This is a genomic window from Psychromonas sp. MME1 (genome assembly GCF_041080865.1).
Lineage (GTDB): Bacteria > Pseudomonadota > Gammaproteobacteria > Enterobacterales > Psychromonadaceae > Psychromonas.
This window is the reverse complement of sequence record NZ_CP160906.1, coordinates 3,131,400-3,152,583: the sequence shown is the minus strand read 5'-3', so window position 1 is coordinate 3,152,583 and position 21,184 is coordinate 3,131,400. Positions and strand designations below refer to the sequence as shown.

Here is a 21,184-nt window from a genome sequence, read left to right as displayed (position 1 = left end):
TGGTTGTGAAAATTGATAAAAGACTCTATCTGCTAATTCCAGCGCTATTAATGTATGTTATCTTCATGATATACCCAGTTATGAATGGCTTCTCTCTCTCGATGACAGAGTATGCAGGGGTTGGTGAAGCTAAATGGATAGGCTTCGAAAATTATAAAGAGATTTTCCAAGACCAACGTTATATTCAAGTCCTTAAAAACACATTAGTTTATGGCGTAGTAGTCGTTGTTTTCCAAAATGGTATAGGGCTTGTTTTCGCTGCCATTTTGAACAGCTTACCCGTTGTCCGTAATTTTTTACGAACAGCTCTTCTTGTGCCATCAATGCTCTCTTTAGTTATTGCGGGTTATATATGGCAATATTTATACGCCCCAATAGGCGGTGGCCTAAATGAAGCCCTTGTTGCTTTAGGTATGGACAACCTACAACAGGTCTGGCTTGGTGATTCTTCAATTGCAATCTTTTCAGTTGCAGCAGTACATGTTTGGATGTTTGTTGGTTACTCTACTGCAATATTTTTAGCGGGTTATGCAGGTATCTCTTCAGAAATTAAAGATGCAGCAAAGCTAGATGGTGTATCTGCGGTGAAATCGTTCTGGCACATCGATATCCCTTTACTGGCTCCAGCAATCACGGTTAACTTAACACTCGCAACGATTGGTACACTTAAATCATTCGAATTCCCGTTTATCATGACAGCCGGTGGTCCTGATTACGCAACAATGACGCTAGGATTACAAATTTTCCACTTAATTTTCCAAGACTTTAAATATGGTATGGCTGCCGCCCTTTCAGTTGTTATGATCGGCTTCGTTGGCATCATCACATTAGTTCAAAACAGTTACCTACGTGCAAGAGAGGATCGTATCTAATGAACACTACAATCACTAACCCAGCTACATCTAGCACAGACACTGGTCAAAAAATAAAAGACCTATTTACAACGCGTCGCTTAAAAATCGGTGGTTTAACTGCATTAATGGGTCTTTTTACATTTGTTATCGTATCACCCGTTTTATACATGCTCTTCATGTCTTTCCGTACACGTAAAGAGATTATGATGGACCCGCTTGGTCTGCCTAATACTCTACAGTGGGAAAACTACGTTAACGTCATTGGCGAAATGAACTACTTTGGTGCTGTTTTTAATACCATCGTTATTACCGTATCGACCATTGTTGTGGTTGCTATTTTGTCTTCACTAGCGGCGTACCCGTTAGCACGACTACGTGGCAAAATATCAAACTTTGCTTACATATTTTTTATGTTAGGTATGATTATTCCACCCTTTGCAGCACTAACACCACTTTACCTATTTATGCGTGATTTAGGGCTACTTGATTCAACTATTGGTCTAATTATTGTTTATAGTGTAGGTAACTTACCATTAGGTGTTTTCTTCTATACCAGCTTTATCAAAGCGATTCCGGTTGAGTTAGAAGAAGCGGCACGCCTTGACGGTGCTAGTTTCCTACAAACATACTGGTTTATCATTTTCCCAATGCTTAAACCAATCACGGGTACCCTTGCAATATTTGTGACTTTATCTTGTTGGAATGATGTTATTAACCCACTTATCTACATCACCACTGAGACTAAACTAACAATTATGCCAGCTGTATTAAGACTGTTAGGAACTTACTCGGTTGATCCGACACAGTTATTCCCAGCAGCGGTACTTGCATCGTTACCGTTACTAATACTATTCTTCGCATTGTCGAAACAGATTGTTAATGGTATGACAGCAGGCGCTGTTAAATAATCCCCTCTATTCAATGCCTCTCTATGTGAGAGGCATTTTCAATACAATACCACTGCGCTATTCACAACCACACAACAGTAATCCCACAACCTTTTTAATCACTCTGATCAGGAGAAGATAATGTTATCGATCACTGAAAATAAACCTGCAATTATTTCTGAATTTTGTTATCAACTCACAGGTGTTGGCCGTATTTTAGAAGATAAAGATAATAATGTATGGGGATGCTCTCCGATATATGGCCCTGATGGCAAAGTTCATCTTTTTTATTCACGCTGGAAAAATGAAGCAACCCACCTTGGTTGGCTTTCCTGTTGTGAAATAGCACATGCTATTGCCGACAAACCCGAAGGTCCTTATGAAACCGTAGATATCGCACTTACAGGGCGAGGCGGTGACTGGTGGGATTCAATGACTTGCCATAACCCAACCATTCATAAAATTGGTGATAAATATGCACTGTTTTATATCGGCACCACTGAGGGCAGCGTTTACAGTAAGCGTATTGGTATGGCAACCTCAGATTCACTTTATGGCCCATGGAAGCGCTGTGACACCCCTATTATTGAAACAACCCAGATCGTAATGCATGGGATTCAATATGTACATCTAACCCCGCTTTACTGCAACACCCTAATGGGGAGTTATGGCTCTATTATAAGAGTTGGTCAATTAGCGATTGGGAAAAAGACCTCCAGGAGGGAGATTGGAAACGCTCAAATAGACAATATGGATTAGCTGTTGCAAATAGTTTAGCGGGTCCTTGGATTAAAAGAGAGCAGCCTATCATTGATTTACGCGCACAAGGAGGCTATGCACAAAGTGAAGATGCTTATGTTTGGTCAGAAGATGGAAAATTCAAAATGATTATGCGCGACATGGGTGTTTGGAATCACCAATATGGGCTCTATTTTGAATCACAAGATGGAATATATTGGTCTGAACCGACGATATCATTTATGAACTCTCACCACTATTTCGATGAACAACTAACCGGTTAGATCATGAAGGACGCTTTGAACGTCCACAATTGCTGATGCGTGATGGTAAACCAGAATATCTTTTCTGTGCACTTCGTGGCGGGAAATATAAAACCTCATCGGGTGCCGTGCTTAAAATAGGCTAACCTTTAGCTATAAAAGCAAGTATTCACTTACTTTTATAGCTGTGATTGAATAATTGCGATTGGATGCAACGTGGCTATCTAATAGCAAAAAATGGACCTAATATCTCTCCAGATTAGTATCACATTTCAATGTCAAGATCTAAGCTAAAGAAGTAATCCTCTAAATCTACATTCTCTACATCACTACCTGCTATTTTCATTAACTGTTGTTTACTATTTTCTATATGTTGCCATACCGCTTGACGTACTTCTTCAGAAGATCTTTTTTGTAATGCTAAAAGAATACGCTTATGATCATTGAGCCACATCTTTTTTAATTCAATATTATGGAGAAACTGATTATTAAGTTCACGCCAAAGAGGATTGTTAGTTCTAACCGATTTCCACATCTCATTAGCTTGATTAATCAACATTCTGTTTTGTGTTGATTCAGCAATCAAACTATGAAACTGACGGTCTAACTCTTCAAATTTTTCGCTGTCACCATCGAGTTCATTAATTTGAGCGTCGAGTACTCTCTTTAATTCACGCAGTTCATTAATTTTAATCTGGCTTGCCGCAAACGCAGCTATATTACTTTCAATGATTTGTCGCGCTTGCAACAATTCAAAGGGGCCAATGTCACTATGGGGAATAAAAGAACGGTTAGTGATTTTATCTGGCGAATCAATAAAATAAATTCCTGCCCCCTGACGCACAACAACGAGCCCTTTCAATTCAAGCATAATAATTGCTTCTCGAATGGTTGCACGACTAGTCTCAAATCTTTCACTTAATTCGCGCTCTGATGGCAGTCGCTCGCCAGCTTGAAAAACACCAGAATAGAGCAACCCTTCAATTTGTAAACCAATATCGTAATAACGTCTTTTAGTATTTACTTTATCCATGCATCAACCACCATTTATAATTTTTAATAAACGTAAACTGTTTTCATAATGCCAGTCTACCCCATTGTTAATAGAGCGCAATAGGTGAGTTATTGTCAGCACACAAAACAAAAAATTATTCCTTTATTTCAGGGTTAAAATAGTGAATTTTCCAACATTATTTTTATTACAAACTATGCCAATGGCAAAGTGATAACAATTTCAAAAATATGGATAAAAATGTTAACAGCATTACAGGGTGATTAATCCGTCATGATGCGAGTCAGATCATATATTAGCCTTTAAAATTGGTTAACACCCACACTCAATTGGTCTAGAATCAATAAAGGATAAGACAATTAATCATAGGTAAATAAATAATGGTAATCTCAACCCAAGATGCGATCAAAAGATCAGAGTTTGACACGTCAGTCACTCTGTTTGATTTTAACGATGCAAAACTGCCCAACGAATTTTCATTTTCAAATGTAGATGCAGAAATCACGCCGATTGTTTCTCAACATGATGAGCAGCAGTATGGTTTAAAAATACATACTCAAAGTAAAGAAAACTTTAAAACCTCTGTTTTTTTAAAGCCTCAAAACGATATTTTATGGAACTGGAGCCAATTAACAAACTTCTGTTTTGCCTTCGATGCAAACAATCTCGGAGCACGCTCTACACAGGTGTTTATCAATATATTCGATAAAAATGGCACCATGCATAGCCGTAGTATTAATATAAAAGGGTCAACAAAAAATACTTACCTTGTTGAATTAAAAGGTGAATATTTAACAGGCCGCACTAACTATTATTCAGGTTTTCGTTCCAACCCTGCACCATGGTCTAGCCCCTTTGAATATGCAACCTGGATGTGGGGGTCAATGAATATTGACCTGACAGCAATTGCGTCTATTGAACTGAGTATCCACGGAACGTTGATTGATCATGACCTTATTTTCAGCCAATTTCGCTTAATGCTAAGCCCTGATGTTAACCCTGAGTTTCTCACCAATATCATCGATGAGTTTGGTCAAAATGCACAGTTTGAATATCCTGAAAAAGTACACGATGAAGCACAATTAACTCGCTTCATGAACGAGGAGTTAGCAGAGCTAAAAGAGGGAGCGCTCACTAACCGCTCACGCTTTGGTGGTTATACCGGTGCGAAAAAATTTACAGCAACAGGCTATTTTAGAACAGAAAAATTTGATGGCCAATGGTCGTTGATCGACCCAGAGGGCTACCCTTACTTTGCAACCGGTATTGATGTTATTCGCCTTGCGAACGCATACACCATTACCGGCATCGATTATGATCAAGCGCTTATCGAACAACGTCATCCGGATGATTTAACACCTGAAGATTCGATTGAAAAAATCACTGCTTCTGATGCAGCTAAAGAAACGGCATTTGTAGGCAGTGCAGTGCGCCGTGACTGTTTTAATTGGTTGCCTAAATACGATGAGCCATTAGGTCAACATTATGGTTATATGCGTGAACTTTTTGATGGCGCACTAGACCACGGCGAAACCTTCAGCTTCTACTCCGCCAATTTAGAGCGCAAATATGGCACTGAAAATTACCTGCAAAAATGGCGTGACGTCACCATTGACCGTATGATCAACTGGGGCTTTACCTCTTTGGGCAACTGGGCTGCACCTGAGTTTTACCGCAATGAAAAAGTCGCCTTTTTTGCTAATGGTTGGATAATTGGTAACTTTAAAACCGTCAGTAGTGGCGATGATTTTTGGTCGCCACTGCCTGATCCCTTTGACCCATTATTTAGAGAGCGCGCTGAAGTGACCGTTGCTCAAATTAAGGAGGAGATCCAAGATTCTCCTTGGTGTGTGGGGATATTCATCGATAATGAAAAATCGTGGGGGCGCATGGGCACTATCGAAGGCCAGCACGGTATTGCCATTCACACCTTAAGCCTTGATGATGAAACTTCACCAACTAAAACGGTATTTACACAACAGCTGAAAGAGAAATACCACACCATTGAGCAATTAAATAGTAGTTGGTCAACGGCATTTTCAAGCTGGCAAGTGATAGAAAAAGGGGTCTCAGGATTAGCCCATAACGAAGCACAATTAGAAGATTACGGCATGCTATTAGAGATCTACGCTGCAGAGTATTTCAAAGTGGTTAACGAGTCATTAAAAGCACAGCTACCAAACCACCTCTATTTAGGTGCACGATTTGCAGATTGGGGTATGACCCCCGATGTGGTGAGAGCCGCTGCAAAACATTGTGATGTGATTAGTTACAACTACTACAAAGAGGGCTTACATCCACAGCAGTGGACCTTTTTAGAAGAGGTCGATATGCCCAGCATTATTGGCGAGTTCCATATTGGCTCTAAAGATACTGGCTTATATCATCCAGGGTTAGTGAGTGCAGACAACCAAGTAGAGCGTAGTAAAATGTATGAAGATTATATGCATACTGTCATCGATAACCCCTACTTTGTCGGTGCTCACTGGTTTCAATACATTGACTCTCCTATAACAGGCCGTTCTTACGATGGGGAAAACTATAATGTTGGCTTTGTTTCTATTGCAGATGTACCCTATAAACCTATGGTAGCAGCAGCAAAACGCCTACATAATGAGATGTACCCTCGCCGTTATAAATAACATATTATCAATAAAGAGTGTGGGTAAATATACTCACACTCTTTAAATGCAAACAGTTCAACCAATTACAAGGACATAGGGCAACATAAAAACAAGCTCAACTTCAACAACTTACAGAAAACGAAGGAAAAATAACCATCCATTCAACTACCAACAAGAGAGTGGCAAACTACCAACAAACAACAATCATTTACCAATTCGTGATTCATAGCACAATTATGAATATTAACACTTAACAAACAAAAGTATAAAAACCCAACAAAACGCCCTAAACAACTGATAAACAATGCTTTATTGCACAAGAACAACAAAAGCCAATATATACCTACAAATAATAAGGGTTAATAATATAACCAAAGTGTTAAACCTATCACTGTAAATTGGTTGTCCATTCCTTAAAATACCCCCATAAATAAACACCTATTTTAGGAAATCGATTATTTATAACTTTACTTCATCATTTATCTAAGGACGAAAAATGAAAAACAACCTTTTAAAATACTCAGCATTGTTTTCCGGAATAATGCTTGCCTTTTCGGCTCAAGCAATTGACAAAGGCTTTAGTTACCATGGTTACGCAAAAGGAGGCATGGCTACTACGAGTGATGATATCTTAAATAAATCGGGTTATGACTGGGCGAATAATGGTATGAATATCTTCCGTTTACCAGGCAATACCTACACTAACTCATCAGGTGGCCGCCTTGGTAATGAAGCAAACTGGTTAGAGATGCATATCGCTCATGGTTGGGAAACAACAAATGATATGGATTGGGGCATAAAAGCCAATGTTGTGTATGGAACAGACCTTGATCTGGATGAGCTTTATACACAAGGTTCAGGCCTTATTCCTTCAAACCCTAGTGCAACGGTCTGGGCTGGTAAGCGTTACTTCAACCGTGTAGAAACCTTTTTAACAGATTCACAATCAATGTCTAATGATGGTTCTGGTTTTGGTATTGAAAACGTCGATTTCGGTTTTGCTAAATTTCATTTTGGTGTTACACGCAACCTTTATGCTGAAGCGCCTGCAGATGGTGCTGGTGAGTTAATGGCATTTAGTTCTTCATTATCAGACATCAAACTACTTGATGACTTATCAATGAATCTATATGCAAACTTTGGTACTCCATCAGGTCCAGATAGTGAAAACAAACAGAAAAATAAGCGTGATGCTTATCAAGGTGCTGTAAAATTCCGCTTAGGAGATTGGGGCTCTTATAACGAATTATTCATTCGTTATTCAAATAACGCATCAGGTTCAATGACACGTAGTTGGGAGCCTTTACCAGAGTATCAAATCGGTGGTTTCTGGCAAGGTTACCATGCATTCAACCAAGCTTTCAGTGTTTCATATATTTGGCAACATGAATCAGCAAGATACGACCAACAATCTCGCGATGAATCAGGTATGAAAGTAATCGATTCTGATTGGGATACATTTGTAGTTCGAAATACTTATAACTGGAATACACGCACTTCTACACAGCTTGAACTTGGCTATGAAATGATCGATTTTACTGCTGTAAACTCCGGTGATGATGGGAAAAACAAAGGCCATAAAGTTACACTTAGTCAAGACTTACACATAGGTGGTGGCTTCTGGGATCGTCCTGTTATTCACTTCTTTGTAACCTATGCAAAACAAGATGTCGAAACTAAAGTTTATGACCGCTGGGGATTAGATGGCGATGTGAAAATGGGTAAACACGATGCCGTAACCTATGGCGCTCAATTTGAAGCTTGGTGGTAAGAGTTACGCTATGGTAAATCCTAAAATAATAGTGACTTACCCTTAGTTAAAACCTTAAAGCCCTATAAACACTTTTATCGGGCTTTTTCCTCAACTTCAAGGCGCTTATTAAATGAGTGGCAAAGTGTTTTAGCAAAAAGCTAACGTTAATAGGTTTCTTCAATTTCATTAACGTACATGCTGTAACAATTAAGAAGATAAATCATGATTAAAAATAAACTTTCGTTGGTTATACCAGCAATTTTACTTGGTGTAGTTGGTTGTCAATCAACAGACACCAAAAATACGGCAATAGATGCGTCAAGCAATACTGCAACTTCACTGCCAGACTTTGAAACAGCATCCTTTTTGTCAAATGCTCAAACATCACATGCTAGTGCGGAATTGGTCTCTAAATCGGGGGTAACAGCAGGCAAAAATGCGGTTCAAATTAATTTTGAAGCGGTGTCTGAAGCGAATAAATTTAAATACTGGCCAAATGCAAAATTTTTCCCACAAGGTGAACCTTGGAATTGGAACAACAAAGGCAGTTTTAAAGTTGATGTCACAAATCCAACAGATACAGAAGCTTATATCATTTTCAAATTAGTCGATAACGTTGGTCAAATGGGTGCTGCAACAAATCAACTAAACTATGCGACACAGATTCCTGCGGGTGAAACAAGAACAGTAGAAATGCTATTCAACGGTGGTAAACGCAACCTACCTGGTTACTGGGATGGGCAAAACCTCAACTTACGTAAACTTGCTGAACTGCAAGTCTTTGTACAAGGGCCAATAGACGCTCAAACAGTGATCCTTGATAATTTCGAACTTATCGATGCGACTGGTGACTTTATCTCTGCTGAAGAAAAAGTAATTGAAGCGGGCTCTATTCCAACGCTACAAATGATCACTGAATTTGATGATGGTGAACTCAGTTTCGTAGACACAGAACGAAGTGTTGCTACAAATATCAATAAAGTAAAAACACAAGAAGGTCAGGGATTACACATAAAATTCACGGCTACTGATGACTACCCTAATGTTACCTTCAAAGCACAAGAACCTTGGGACTGGTCTGTCGTAGATAACTTTAGCCTAGCCTTTGAAATTGAAAATCCAACCGATGATGCAGTACAAATGTTTCTACGCGTGGATCAAGCTGAGAACAAAAACTGGGGCGGCACAGCAGATGGTGTTAAAGATAGTATCTCTAGCTATATGACACTACAACCACATGAGAAAGCAACCTACTACATGCCACTTAGTCAATTAGACGGAAAAATTGTTTCAGGCATGCGTAGTGAACCGCCAAAAAAATCATACAATGCACAAGCAATTAGTTACGGTTGGGGTGAAAAATCATTAGATCTATCAAACATTGTTTCGATTCAGCTCTATCTTCAAAACCCAACAAAAGACGCTGAAATTATAGTCGATTCTATTCGTTTAATTACAAATATTGATGCAGATACAAGCCGTTATGAAGGCCTTGTGGATAAATTTGGTCAATTTAGAGGTGATGATTGGAACGAAAAAATCAAGTCAGTTGAAGAGTTACGTACACAAGGTCAAGAAGAGCTCGCCAATATTGGTAAATCGCAGCCAATGCAAGGCAGATGTAAATTTGGAGGTTGGGCTGATGGGCCTCGCTTAAAGGCAACCGGTCACTTCCGTACAGAAAAAACCGATGGTCAATGGAATTTAGTTGATCCTGAAGGCTGCTTATTCTTTATGACTGGTCTTGATAACATCCGTATGGATGACACGGTTACAATAACTGGTATTGATTTTACTAATCCTGAAAAACGCGAAGGCGCTGAGTTGAAATCTGAACTACGTCGTTCAATGTTTGAATGGTTACCTGAATATTCAGATCCTCTAGCAGAAAGCTATGACTATGCTGGCTATGTCCATTCAGGAGCGGTACAAAAAGGTGAAGTATTCAGTTTTTATCGTGCAAATCTAATGCGTAAATATGATACCAACAAAGAAAAAGCGATGAAAATATGGCGCGAAGTAACGCTAGATCGTATGCAAGAATGGGGCTTTACAACGCTAGGAAACTGGATTGATCCTGCCTTTTATGGCACAACAAAAGTTGCTTATGAAGCACACGGTTGGATCAACGGCAAGCATGCGCGAATTAGTACCGGTAACGACTACTGGGGACCGATTCATGATCCATTCGACCCTGAGTTTAAAGTAAGTGCGCGCGATATGGCAGAAGGACTTGCTAAACAACTTGATAAAAACGACCCGTGGTTAGTAGGTATCTTTGTCGACAATGAGATCAGCTGGGGTAACGTACTTAATGAAGCCAACCACTTTGGTTTAATCATTAATGCCCTATCTTATAATGTAAAAGAGAGCCCTGCAAAAGCGGCATTTTCAAGCTATCTAAAAGGTAAATATACAACAATCAAAGCATTGAACAATGCATGGAATACCAACGTTAGTTCATGGAAGGAGTTTGATACTTCGTTTGATCATCGCGAAAAGTTAAACAAAGGTATGAAAAATGATTACTCTGCAATGTTAACACTATTATCAGAGAAATATTTTTCAACTGTTGACGCTGAGTTAAATCGTGTTTTACCTAATCATATGTATTTAGGGGCTCGCTTTGCAGACTGGGGTGTAACGCCAGAGATTGCAGCAGGGGCGGCAAAATACGTCGATGTGATGAGTTATAACCTCTATGCAAACGACCTCAACGATCCTAAAAAAGCGCACTTTAAAAAGTGGTTAGCAAAAATTGATAAACCAAGCGTGATTGGTGAGTTCCACTTTGGTTCGACAGATACCGGTCTTTTCCATGGTGGTATTGTAAGTGCTTCAAACCAAGCAGAACGTGCTGAGATGTATACCAAGTACATGCAAAGTGTAGTGGATAACCCTTACTTTGTTGGTGCACATTGGTTCCAATACTTAGATTCACCCGCAACTGGCCGAGCGTGGGATGGCGAAAACTACAACGTAGGTTTTGTCACCATTGCTGACCAACCCTATACAAAACTAATTGAAGCGGCAAAAGCATTCAATAAAGGTTTATACCAAAATCGATTTTCTAAATAGTAAAAACAAATGTCGTCTAGCTGTTAGGCGGCATATCAACAATGCATATATAAGGATATACAAATGAAAAAAACATTATTAACCTCAGCAATATCGCTAGCAATGTTATCTACATCAGCAATGGCTGCAACCACTGTAATTAATACATTTGAAGGAACAATTGCTGAACCTGTTGATGAGGTTGCTTATGTAAATAATGGGGCTGCATATGATCTTACTGCTGCAAATGCAGGATTTACTTCGGCAGATGGTCAGGTTTGGGATATTGAGTTCAATGCAGCTAATAGTACTGACTACCAAAAAGTAGGATTTAGTGGATTAGGTGGAACAAGCTTTGATTTAAGTAAATATAACGAAATTAAGTTTGATGTTTACAACACATCTGGTGCAGCAATTGATTTTGCTTTGCGACTTGAAGATGTAAATGCAGCAGTTTGTAATTTAGAGCAATATGGTTTTGCCGTTGCTAAAATGGATACTATGACCTTAGATTTAACAACTTGTACAGATGTAGATCTTAGTAAAATTCAATATATCCAATTTTACGGAATGCCATGGGCAACATTAGCAGCTTCATTCCAAATCGATAACATGGTTGCTGTAGGTGACGATCCGACTGATCCAGTTGATCCAGTTGATCCAGTTGATCCAGTTGACCCAGTTGATCCAACTGAACCAACTATCCGTACAGGTGGGGCTTTCGGTACTTTTGGTATCATGCTAATGGGAGCTTTTTTATTCTTCAAACGCTCACGAAAATAAGATAAAAGAGAGTGTCAAATCGGCACTCTCTTTTATTATGCAGTTAATTAAAAGAGAAAAAATCATGAATAAAATAATTTTATTTCCTTTGCTGGCAATTGGTTTAACAGGTTGTGGCTCTAGCTCTACCGAAACCCCAGCTCCTCAGCCTCCACCGGTAGAGGAACCTAATACACCGATTACTGATATCGCACGCAATGGTTATAAAGCATTAAGTTATGACCCTAGTGACGTCCAACAATTACCCGTTCCTGCAGCGATTGGTGAAGGTAAAAACTGGGTTGAAGTAACAGCAATGTCTGATGACTTTACCTATGACTTTTCGCCTAGAACTGAAAAAACCTATTTTGGCGAAAATGATAAATGGTATAACTTTTACCATGCCGATTGGGATGGCCCAGGTTCGACCTATTGGAAACATGATCACGTTTCAGTTAAGGATGGAAATCTAGCTTTTAAAGTATCACGAAGCGCAAGCAGTGGTAAGCAAGATAAACCAGGAGTTGATGCAGGTGTTATTAGCTCCGCAAGACAGGTTGTCTACCCAGCTTATGTCGAAGCAAGTGTAAGCTTACCTGATGTATCATTAGCGGCAGCAGTATGGTTATTAAGTCCAGATGATACGCAAGAAATCGATATTATAGAAGCTTACCCTGGTGCAGAAAATGGTAATGATTATTTCTCTGAATTGATTCATTTAAGCCATCATTCATTTATTCGAAAGCCCTTTACTGATTACCAACCACGCGATATCAACAGTTGGTGGAAAAGTGATATTCATGGATTTGCCAGCTGGGGTGATTTTGGCTGGAATAGTGGTGATAGACAGTATATCCAAGTGGGTACATACTGGATAAGCCCTTTTCACTTTGAATATTACATTGATGGCGAGTTAGTGCGTGTACTTTACAAAAATGCCTTCGCTAGTAAAATCAACGATCAGTGGCACTATACTTACCCAGCAGCTGATAATGGCCACATAATTATTGACAAAGGCTACCAAGTTACTGAAGAGTATGCTGTGAGCGATGAAGACTTTAGCTTTGCAACATTAAAAGCAGCCAGTGCTAAATCAACGCTATCGGTTATCGATCCCTACAGCTATCAATCAGGTAAAGGTTTTTACAAACCCGCTGATATTATTATTAACATGGAGCTACAAAGTTGGTGGGAAGCAGATCCTACAGATCAACAACTTGCTAATGAATCGGGTAAAACAACAATGTTAGTTGATTGGATCCGAGTTTATAAACCCAAATAGTTAAGCTCAATAGCGAGTCACTAACAAGCAATACTAGCCGTGTTCAGATCGAGCGCGGCTTTTTAATTTTCAACTTAAACACCTAATAATAGTATGAAGCACTAGTTCGCTATCAATTACTCCCCCCCCACCAAAAATAGGTTAAACACTCACACAAACTGGTGTAATTCTTATACATTTTTGAAATGATTTGCAAAGAAAAGTGAAGTAAAAACCAAAAAAAACAACTTAAAGACAACGTAAAGTAGCTAATATCATCTCAATAATGTGATTGAAACTCATCAAATAACACACAATTATAAACTGATCACAAAAAATATATATATTGGTATGTATACTTATCAAAATTGGTTATCCAACGTGTTGTTGGAAATTTTAAAGGAGATAAACCATGTCAATGATGAAAAAAAAACTTACCATTGCCCTAATGACAGCAGGAATGATGGTTGGTTGTGCAAATACCAGTTCAGACAATAGCAATATAATTGAAACCGACAGAATGGCAGAAGAAAATGTTGAATCAGTGCAGATCAACGTTACTGAAGGCGAATTCCTTGCTAAAACTGCAAAGTTATATACAAGTTATAAAGTTGTAGACGACTCATTAGAAATCATCTTTGATAGAGTATCGCAGTCAGAAGCTAACTCAAAATGGCCAAGTATCAAGTTTCATCCTGTCAGTGGAAACTATGACTGGAGCCATAAAAAAGGGTTAGTGCTTGAGTTAGAAAACAAAGGCACAGAAGAAGCACGTATTGAGTTGAAAGTTTCCGACAACATAGGAATAATGGGCGCTGCGAAGCATCAACTAGATCTTCCTATCTATCTGCCACCAGGTGTATCAACGGTTAATTACCTATTTGATGGCGCTAAAAAAGGCCTTGAAGGTTACCGTGGAGGTAGCGATTTATCACTCAATACGATCGCAGAATTTACACTCTATTCGGTTGGTCCAATTTCAGAGCAAACTATTGTAGTTCACTCAATAGATTATATTGACTAAACAGTATCAACCAGGTTGAATTTTTCAGCCTGGTTTATCTCCCCCCTCTTTAAGTATCTATTTTAGCTATTCATGCGTTATTCCACATCAAAACTGACACAACATTTCAATATAGAAACAACGGTCTCAACACTAAATAGTATAGAGCCCCTAAGTAAACAATGCATTTATATTTAAGCTAAATAAATTCATTACTTTTCAAGCACCCCATACCAAAAATAAAATTGAACAACCAAAAGATAACGCCATCACAGTTTTGGAAAACCAATTGCAATCAAACTCACCAAATTGGATAACCACGATTGAATAAAAGTTAGGCGAATTGTTTAATCTACCACCTAATTGTGATGCTTTAGCAAACGATATCGCTCGAGCTCATTTCTGCACGCTAATATGTAAAGGATTATATTGATGATGAACCATCTTTCTAAATTCAAATTAAAATATCTGGCTTTATCGCTTTCAGTCGCGTTAGTCGCAGGCTGTAATTCCTCTAGTTCCGATACACCTAACACACCACCAAGTGACTTAACGCCACTCCCAGCTCAGTTTAAAGTAAGTATCTATGAACCTTTCGAAGCCCTACAAACTTTTACCGAAGAGGGCACACAGCAACTAACACTGACGATTAACGCATTAACTGAATATGCTCACCTAAGTGTATTTATAGATGATCAGATAGTGCTAGATAATGTCAATATCCCGCAAAAGGGTGAGAACACCATCAACATGTTACTAAACCTGCCAGAAGCAAGCGCAGCAAAAACGGCAGATAATGGCCTTAGCCGTGTGGTAAAATTTGTGGCACGTGATGGCGATATTGAAGTTAAGAAAATCGAATTTACGGCTGTCGATGCTAATATCCCAATGTTCAAAGATATCGCCGAAGAGCGCGGTATGACAACCGCAGTAACCTATAAATATAGTGGCCCCGCTGTCGCCGATTTCGATAACGATGGCGATTATGATTTTGCACTAAACAACCACAACTTCGTCTCTACAATAGTGGTGACCAATAACGATGGTGACCTTTCCGATATGAATCCTATCTATGGAGAAGGCACTGTACCCGATCTACATGGCTCTGCATGGGGTGATTACGATAATGATGGTGATTTAGACCTTATGCAATCGGTAGGTGGCGCAAACGGTACCAGTGATAGTTCCTATGAATTATTAAAAAATAATGGCGATGGTACCTTCACTAATGTTTCTAAAGAAACAGGCATATTAACCCCTGCCCGTGGTCGTGCGCCTCGTTGGGCTGACTTTGATAACGATGGCCATTTAGATCTGTTATTAGTCAATGCTAAAACACCAAATTCAACTTCACCTCAACAACTATTTTACCGTAATAATGGTGACCAGACCTTTACCGCTGTGCGTGTTTCGGGCTTAGAAGAGATTGATGCAGAACGCGTACTGATGCTTGATTATAACCGCGATGGTAAAGAAGATATCTTATTAGTATCTAGCTACTCCCCTATCAGTTTATGGAAAGGTAATGGCGATTTTACTTTTACAAATGTAAGTGCAGAACTACTACCGGATTCAGTATTAAACGGTAGTAATACCTTTGGCGCAGCCAGCGTTGATGTTGATAATGATGGTCGTCCAGACCTCTATTTAGCCCGCGGCCTGCCGCTCTACCAGCTGTCGAATAAATCTATCGACTATAATCCATTAACTCAGTCTGTCGATTTCCGTGACAAAGCAGAAAAAGGGACAACGTTAATCAATTTTACCAGTGAAGGTGATATTAAATTTTCTGAAATGGATATGGTTTACCGTAGTACTTATAACGGTACTTTCCCAATTTTCCTAGGTAAAAACAAAGTTCGCACTCCCATTAAAGCGACTGGTTTCCAAGAGAACCAATACCCTGATGAGATGCGAGATGCACCTGATTCAGTGGTCATTAGCCAAACAGGTGATGCAGAAGGATGGCCTGAAGAGCGCACTGAAAATGGTTTATATATCGGCTTTAAAGATGGAAAATGGACTGCTGAAACAGTACGTGATGGCGACCTATTCTGGAATATCGCCTTTAAACTAGATAATGTCGCAACACTTGATTACGATTGGGAACCAAATAACCACAACCGTCGAGATATATTATTACTCAATACAGAGGAAGGTTTTGTTGATGCAACCGAAGAGTGGAATATTCCACTAGGTGGCAACGCGTGGGGGGTAACCTCTGGCGACTTTAATAATAATGGTTTCAATGACCTGTTTGTTTATCGCTACGGATACCTAAAAGAGCGTGTTTCAGACGTATTATTACTTAATACAGGTAAAGGAAGCTTCCAAGCGGTGACACAGCATGGTGCGCGCGATCCTGAAGATAAAGGCCATGGTGACATGGGACAAGCCTTTGACTTTGATCTCGATGGCAAGGTAGATATGTTAAACGGCTCAGATGAGTTAGGAAAATGGTACCTCTACCAAAATCAAATTGAAAACGCAGGTCATTATCTCTTAATCGATGTTAAATACAGCCCACTTAAAGGTATTGACTCATATGGAGCAGAGGTAATTGTAACCACTGAAAATGGCAAAGAGTATGTAAAACGTGTCGCTTCTGCTGGTGAAGTGTTCTCACAAAGTATGCTTAACATTATGCACTTTGGTTTAGGTGATGAAACAGCGATAAAAAGCGTTAAAATCACATGGCGTAATGGCGAAACCGTCACCTTTAATGATATTGCTGCGGACACACTTTATAAATCTAACAGCCAAGATACTGTAAGCCCAACACCCGAAGCGATTACATTATCGCGCACAAGCAAACGTATTAATACCGATTCAACTTATCAAATTGAACCCATCTTTACTCCGTTTAATGCGATTAATTCGGTTAGCTATACATCATCAGATGTTACCATTGCTTCGGTAGATGCAGAGGGGCTTATTACATCAAGCGCTACAAAAACCGGTACAGCGACAATTACAATTACATCACTTGAGAACGCCGCTGCAACGGCCTCTTTTGAAGTGACTGTCTCTGATGATCCGATTTACGTATCGGCTATTGCTGTTACAGGATCAGATCAACCACTATACAAAAGCGAGTCTATCCAGTTGGCAGCAGAGCTGACAACAACAGTTTTTGACACCGATGCTGATGATATGTCAGTTACTTGGAGCAGTAGTGATACTAGCGTTGCAACAGTGCGTGATAATGGCGAAGTAACGGGTGTCGCCGCGGGTGATGTGACGATTACAGCAACAGCGAATGGATCTGAACCAGGACAAGCAATAGTAGAAAAAGTAGTGAGCTTAAAGGTAATGGTTCGTGAAGAGAAAAGTGGTGTATTTGATGATAATAGCAAATACATGACCACTCACTATACAGATACGAAGATGGTTGTAACCTTTAACTATAACGCTGGTTCAGGTGACCTGGTGAATGACAGTGGTATCAGTTATAGACTTCGTGAAATGACCTCTAGCTGGGGGCTAGCAAAAGATTACATTCCTGCAACCGACATAGGCTTAATAGCTGCAGGTACACAATCAGGTACAATTGAAGTTGAGTTTGACTTGTCTGATGCAAATGTAACCCCTACTGCCGATCTACCAGATGGTAACTTCCACTTTCTATTCTTTGAATTTAATACTGAAAATGGAGAGCATCAGGAGAGAGGTATTGGTTGGGCACCTGGTGACATCACCATCATAAAACGTTAATAATTAGACAGTTTTTATCGTTTAACACAAGCCGATTACTGATGTAATCGGCTTGTTTATATAATAGCGATTGCAATAACTATGTGCTCTAAGTTCTGCGCAGAAAACCCCACACGCTTTTAGGCTAACTTACCTTACATAACTTGTTCCAAACAAATATCAAACAGAAGTCATCAACCTATTGACCACTTTGAATTTCCAATCTATGATTTAAACCACAAACTGGTCTACAGAGTTTAGGTTTGTTAATATTTATCCTGCAATTAAATTATTAAGTACAACATCAACAATCAGAGCGTTATAAACATAGAACAATAACCTCTATTTAAATACATATAAGGAAATATTTTATGACAAGCAACCTTTCAAACGCCGAAATGGCCAACGCACTCGTCGCCTCCTTTGGTGGCAAACAAAACATCGAACAGCTTGATGCATGCTTAACTCGCCTAAGAGTTACAGTGAAAGACACAACAAGTGTTGATAAAGCTCAGTTAAAAGCACTGGGTGCAAAAGGGGTTATTATCATTGACCGTGTTGCCCAAGCAATATTTGGCATTAATTCCGATAAGTATCGCCAAGATATGACAAATTGGATTGATACGAATGTTGATCTTGCAAAGGATCTCGTCACAGCTTTTGGAGGAAAAAACAATATTCAAGAACTTGATGCTTGCCTTACTCGACTCAGAGTAAAAGTTAATAATGTAAAAGTGATAGATGAATTGCAATTAAAAAAACTAGGCGCAGTTGGCGTTGTATATGCCCAAGATCACAGCATCCACGCTATTTTTGGTAGTAAATCAGATAATCTTAAAATGGCAATGAATCGTTACCTTAATCTATAATTATCTTTTGATAACCTTAAAAAAGATCGACGCTGAGTAAACATAAATACCAGATGTCGTGAGGTGATGTAGAAAATTTTATATAGGGGATCTTTCGAGAATTTTTAATTTAATAATAAACAGGTTAAATTATATTATCTAACTTGTTTTAAATTATGATTACTTTATTTTTTATAAATAAAGTGAGCTGCTCTTAGTAGAATGCGTTAAGGCAATTATCTACTGAGCAGCATATTCCTACTTTTATACAGCACAGTGCTATTATGCACCTCATTAAGCTGCATATTTACCAACTTCATGTGGGTATACGCGTAATCCGTTTACTGTGTTCTCATAAACAGCTTGCTCTTTAAGATATGACCAAACATGCGCTGGTGTACCTGAATTAACCGCTAAACTAGCAATCACTTTATCGATATCTCGACCAGCATAATCTTCAGTACGAGTAAATAAACGTTTAATTGAATATAACATAGTAAATCTCCTTTTAAAGTTGTTATAAGCTCTGTTCTTTAACAGCAAAGCAATTATAAAACTTTCAAAAGATGTGATCAAGATTTATTTTACAAAAATAAATGACTATCATTTTGTGATATACAACTTAAAACCATTATTATTTCAGGTTGTACTGGTGTGGTGTGTAGAAGCATCTAAAATGAAAAGATAAGATTATCCCAACAACTTTATAAATTTCATGTCATTGGGATCCTGAAAATTATATTTTCCTATGGTTATTTATTGGTATTTTTCATCGCTTCAAACATTGCATCACGCGCTTTCGTTGAACCTGCTTTTTCTGCTTCTTCAACAAACCGCAGTGCTTTTTTGTAGTCCTCTTCTTTTACCGATTTTTCAATTAAAAGAATATACATATTTTCACTTTCTGGTTGAATCGAGTTATTACTGACCTGAGATGTGGCCACTGGTTCTTTAATAGCAGTTGCTTTCGGTTTAATGTTTTCCATTTCATTTGTGGTAACGATTGCTTGAGCTTTGTGGCTGTCATTGAGCTCTTTTGCTATTGTCTTTTTCATCGAGCTGGCTGTATATGGTGTGTAATCAAAGGTAAGTCTAACAACACCTGTTGCAGTATGTCGAAATGGTTCGAGCATATTCGCTTTGATCATTAACGCTTCGCGATCAATTTTTGTCGATGTCGGTTCAGGTGGGACAAGCTTTGTCGTTTCCTTCATTGCTTTTTCGGTGGTCAGGATAACTAAATGTTTTGCATGGCGACCATTATTAAATATAGGCGGGATTTCAATATTGGCAAAGAACCTATCAATCCTTAACACAGACCCACTTTCGTAGTGAATACTTTCTTCTCCGTACAATCTTAGTGGTTTATATTGCTCATCTAATATGACTATTGTTGGAACAAAAACACTTGATACCATAGGAGCAGATACACTAATTTTAATTGTCCCTTCTGCTGCAGGGAGCGTAATACCTTGGACGAATGATTTACCCGTAGTAAAATTAAACGCGTCATTTTTGTCCGTAATAATATAATCAAACGCACCAGGAGTAGAGATTGTAGTATAATTAAGTTCACTCAATGACGTGCAGCATATAGGAGCATTCTTGAGTGCTTCATAGCCAATCGAGGCATCTGTATCTTGTATCTTTTGTGTATCCTCATCACCGTAGTCGATGAACGCGCTAGTATTACTACATCCAGCCACTAATATTATTAAAACCATAGAGAGTATTCTTTTCATTATTATTCCTTTCTGAGCAGAGCCTAAGATACTCATAGCATATGTTTCTTATAATATTTAAGCAACCCTTAGGCTAATTTGGTTAATAATTTTACCAAATTGGTTACCATCAACTTATCTACTTGGATGATATTGTCAACTTATGTACGAAGGGCGATTAAAGGGCTATTGTCAACTTATGTGACCGAGACGATTTAAGGCCATTAAATCAGCCTTATTCTAAATTTTGGACACAACTAACCTGCACCCATTCAGAAAATGAGCGAGCGCGGAATGCTCGATAATGTTTTGCTTGCATTAAATGACGGCCAAAACGAAATAGGTTATTGACCACACCATGACAACTTAAAAACAGTTGAGCTTGACCCTGTGATTTGAAGCGTCGCATCTGTCTTTCTTGTTGCCGAGTGGGCTGATGTGATAGTTCACACCCATTATTCTCAATATTCAATGAAAATAATTTGTAAATAAACCACACTCCATGTTCGGTTTTGCTCTGCGCCGGATAATATTTTATTAGAAAAGTATTTTCCAGTCATAAACGTCATTCACTGATAATTTAAGAAACGACTAAAGCAAAATGGTCACCACGATGAAGAACATTTTTATTGCCAACAAACACAACAACTAAGCAGGTAAATCAACATTGCCCCTCTATTGTTAAACACTCCTGCTATATTGCTTCTC

At 38.8% G+C, this 21,184-nt stretch carries 16 protein-coding genes; 12 read left to right on the top strand and 4 right to left on the bottom strand.

The features are described from left to right. The first annotated feature begins 5 nt into the window (after window positions 1–5). The 4 genes from AB2N10_RS14540 (at window position 6) to AB2N10_RS14525 (ending at window position 2,763) form a co-directional block, all read left to right on the top strand. Entirely contained in the window at window positions 6–872 is an 867-nt protein-coding gene (locus AB2N10_RS14540) for a sugar ABC transporter permease (protein ID WP_354623082.1), read from the top strand. Then, entirely contained in the window at window positions 872–1,762 is an 891-nt protein-coding gene (locus AB2N10_RS14535) for a carbohydrate ABC transporter permease (RefSeq protein WP_354623081.1), read from the top strand. The genes AB2N10_RS14540 and AB2N10_RS14535 overlap by 1 nt, the downstream gene beginning before the upstream one ends. A gap of 120 nt (window positions 1,763–1,882) precedes the next feature. Next, window positions 1,883–2,500, top strand: a complete 618-nt coding sequence (locus AB2N10_RS14530; protein ID WP_369434017.1) for a glycoside hydrolase family protein — start codon at window positions 1,883–1,885, stop codon at window positions 2,498–2,500. Between the two features lie 125 nt (window positions 2,501–2,625). Next, entirely contained in the window at window positions 2,626–2,763 is a 138-nt protein-coding gene (locus AB2N10_RS14525; protein WP_369434016.1) for a hypothetical protein, read from the top strand. A gap of 244 nt (window positions 2,764–3,007) precedes the next feature. Here the strand turns inward: AB2N10_RS14525 and AB2N10_RS14520 are convergent, their stop codons facing one another. Continuing rightward, window positions 3,008–3,775, bottom strand: coding sequence for an FCD domain-containing protein (locus tag AB2N10_RS14520; protein WP_354623079.1), 768 nt, complete (start codon window positions 3,773–3,775; stop codon window positions 3,008–3,010). A gap of 359 nt (window positions 3,776–4,134) precedes the next feature. Here AB2N10_RS14520 and AB2N10_RS14515 point away from each other — a divergent pair, with 359 nt between their 5' ends. The 8 genes from AB2N10_RS14515 to AB2N10_RS14480 all read left to right on the top strand — a co-directional run bounded on the left by AB2N10_RS14515 (window position 4,135) and on the right by AB2N10_RS14480 (window position 18,776). After that, entirely contained in the window at window positions 4,135–6,396 is a 2,262-nt protein-coding gene (locus AB2N10_RS14515) for a beta-galactosidase (protein WP_354623078.1), read from the top strand. A 478-nt stretch (window positions 6,397–6,874) separates the two neighbouring features. Next, complete coding sequence (locus tag AB2N10_RS14510; RefSeq protein WP_354623077.1) at window positions 6,875–8,149, top strand: carbohydrate porin; 1,275 nt, start codon at window positions 6,875–6,877, stop codon at window positions 8,147–8,149. Between the two features lie 204 nt (window positions 8,150–8,353). Next, window positions 8,354–11,209 (top strand): beta-galactosidase, encoded by a 2,856-nt coding sequence (locus tag AB2N10_RS14505; RefSeq protein ID WP_369434015.1) that lies wholly within the window; start codon window positions 8,354–8,356, stop codon window positions 11,207–11,209. 63 nt (window positions 11,210–11,272) lie between these two features. Further along, complete coding sequence (locus AB2N10_RS14500) at window positions 11,273–11,971, top strand: hypothetical protein (protein WP_369434014.1); 699 nt, start codon at window positions 11,273–11,275, stop codon at window positions 11,969–11,971. Window positions 11,972–12,035: 64 nt separating this feature from the next. Further along, entirely contained in the window at window positions 12,036–13,232 is a 1,197-nt protein-coding gene (locus AB2N10_RS14495; RefSeq protein ID WP_354623073.1) for a hypothetical protein, read from the top strand. A gap of 391 nt (window positions 13,233–13,623) precedes the next feature. Further along, window positions 13,624–14,235 (top strand): hypothetical protein, encoded by a 612-nt coding sequence (locus tag AB2N10_RS14490; protein WP_354623072.1) that lies wholly within the window; start codon window positions 13,624–13,626, stop codon window positions 14,233–14,235. A gap of 411 nt (window positions 14,236–14,646) precedes the next feature. Further along, entirely contained in the window at window positions 14,647–17,928 is a 3,282-nt protein-coding gene (locus AB2N10_RS14485) for an FG-GAP-like repeat-containing protein (RefSeq protein WP_369434013.1), read from the top strand. Window positions 17,929–18,278: 350 nt separating this feature from the next. Then, window positions 18,279–18,776, top strand: a complete 498-nt coding sequence (locus AB2N10_RS14480) for a glucose PTS transporter subunit EIIB (protein WP_369434012.1) — start codon at window positions 18,279–18,281, stop codon at window positions 18,774–18,776. 273 nt (window positions 18,777–19,049) lie between these two features. Here the strand turns inward: AB2N10_RS14480 and AB2N10_RS14475 are convergent, their stop codons facing one another. The 3 genes from AB2N10_RS14475 to AB2N10_RS14465 form a co-directional block, all read right to left on the bottom strand. Continuing rightward, on the bottom strand, window positions 19,050–19,250 hold the full coding sequence (locus AB2N10_RS14475) for a hypothetical protein (protein ID WP_354623065.1): 201 nt from the start codon (window positions 19,248–19,250) through the stop codon (window positions 19,050–19,052). 257 nt (window positions 19,251–19,507) lie between these two features. Next, window positions 19,508–20,497 (bottom strand): MalM family protein, encoded by a 990-nt coding sequence (locus AB2N10_RS14470; RefSeq protein WP_354623064.1) that lies wholly within the window; start codon window positions 20,495–20,497, stop codon window positions 19,508–19,510. Between the two features lie 214 nt (window positions 20,498–20,711). Then, window positions 20,712–20,885: a hypothetical protein gene (locus AB2N10_RS14465; protein WP_354623062.1), complete on the bottom strand. Its 174-nt coding sequence runs from the start codon at window positions 20,883–20,885 to the stop codon at window positions 20,712–20,714. Window positions 20,886–21,184 lie beyond the last annotated feature (299 nt).

What these genes read in the sequence shown, in the direction of transcription:
- AB2N10_RS14465 (WP_354623062.1), bottom strand. Translation starts at nt 20,885, where the DNA reads ATGCGACGCTTCAAATCACAGGGTCAAGCTCAACTGTTTTTAAGTTGT.
- AB2N10_RS14530 (WP_369434017.1), top strand. Translation starts at nt 1,883, where the DNA reads ATGTTATCGATCACTGAAAATAAACCTGCAATTATTTCTGAATTTTGT.
- AB2N10_RS14485 (WP_369434013.1), top strand. Translation starts at nt 14,647, where the DNA reads ATGATGAACCATCTTTCTAAATTCAAATTAAAATATCTGGCTTTATCG.
- AB2N10_RS14500 (WP_369434014.1), top strand. Translation starts at nt 11,273, where the DNA reads ATGAAAAAAACATTATTAACCTCAGCAATATCGCTAGCAATGTTATCT.
- AB2N10_RS14525 (WP_369434016.1), top strand. Translation starts at nt 2,626, where the DNA reads ATGATTATGCGCGACATGGGTGTTTGGAATCACCAATATGGGCTCTAT.
- AB2N10_RS14495 (WP_354623073.1), top strand. Translation starts at nt 12,036, where the DNA reads ATGAATAAAATAATTTTATTTCCTTTGCTGGCAATTGGTTTAACAGGT.
- AB2N10_RS14510 (WP_354623077.1), top strand. Translation starts at nt 6,875, where the DNA reads ATGAAAAACAACCTTTTAAAATACTCAGCATTGTTTTCCGGAATAATG.
- AB2N10_RS14475 (WP_354623065.1), bottom strand. Translation starts at nt 19,250, where the DNA reads ATGTTATATTCAATTAAACGTTTATTTACTCGTACTGAAGATTATGCT.
- AB2N10_RS14505 (WP_369434015.1), top strand. Translation starts at nt 8,354, where the DNA reads ATGATTAAAAATAAACTTTCGTTGGTTATACCAGCAATTTTACTTGGT.
- AB2N10_RS14520 (WP_354623079.1), bottom strand. Translation starts at nt 3,775, where the DNA reads ATGGATAAAGTAAATACTAAAAGACGTTATTACGATATTGGTTTACAA.
- AB2N10_RS14490 (WP_354623072.1), top strand. Translation starts at nt 13,624, where the DNA reads ATGTCAATGATGAAAAAAAAACTTACCATTGCCCTAATGACAGCAGGA.
- AB2N10_RS14480 (WP_369434012.1), top strand. Translation starts at nt 18,279, where the DNA reads ATGACAAGCAACCTTTCAAACGCCGAAATGGCCAACGCACTCGTCGCC.
- AB2N10_RS14470 (WP_354623064.1), bottom strand. Translation starts at nt 20,497, where the DNA reads ATGAAAAGAATACTCTCTATGGTTTTAATAATATTAGTGGCTGGATGT.
- AB2N10_RS14535 (WP_354623081.1), top strand. Translation starts at nt 872, where the DNA reads ATGAACACTACAATCACTAACCCAGCTACATCTAGCACAGACACTGGT.
- AB2N10_RS14515 (WP_354623078.1), top strand. Translation starts at nt 4,135, where the DNA reads ATGGTAATCTCAACCCAAGATGCGATCAAAAGATCAGAGTTTGACACG.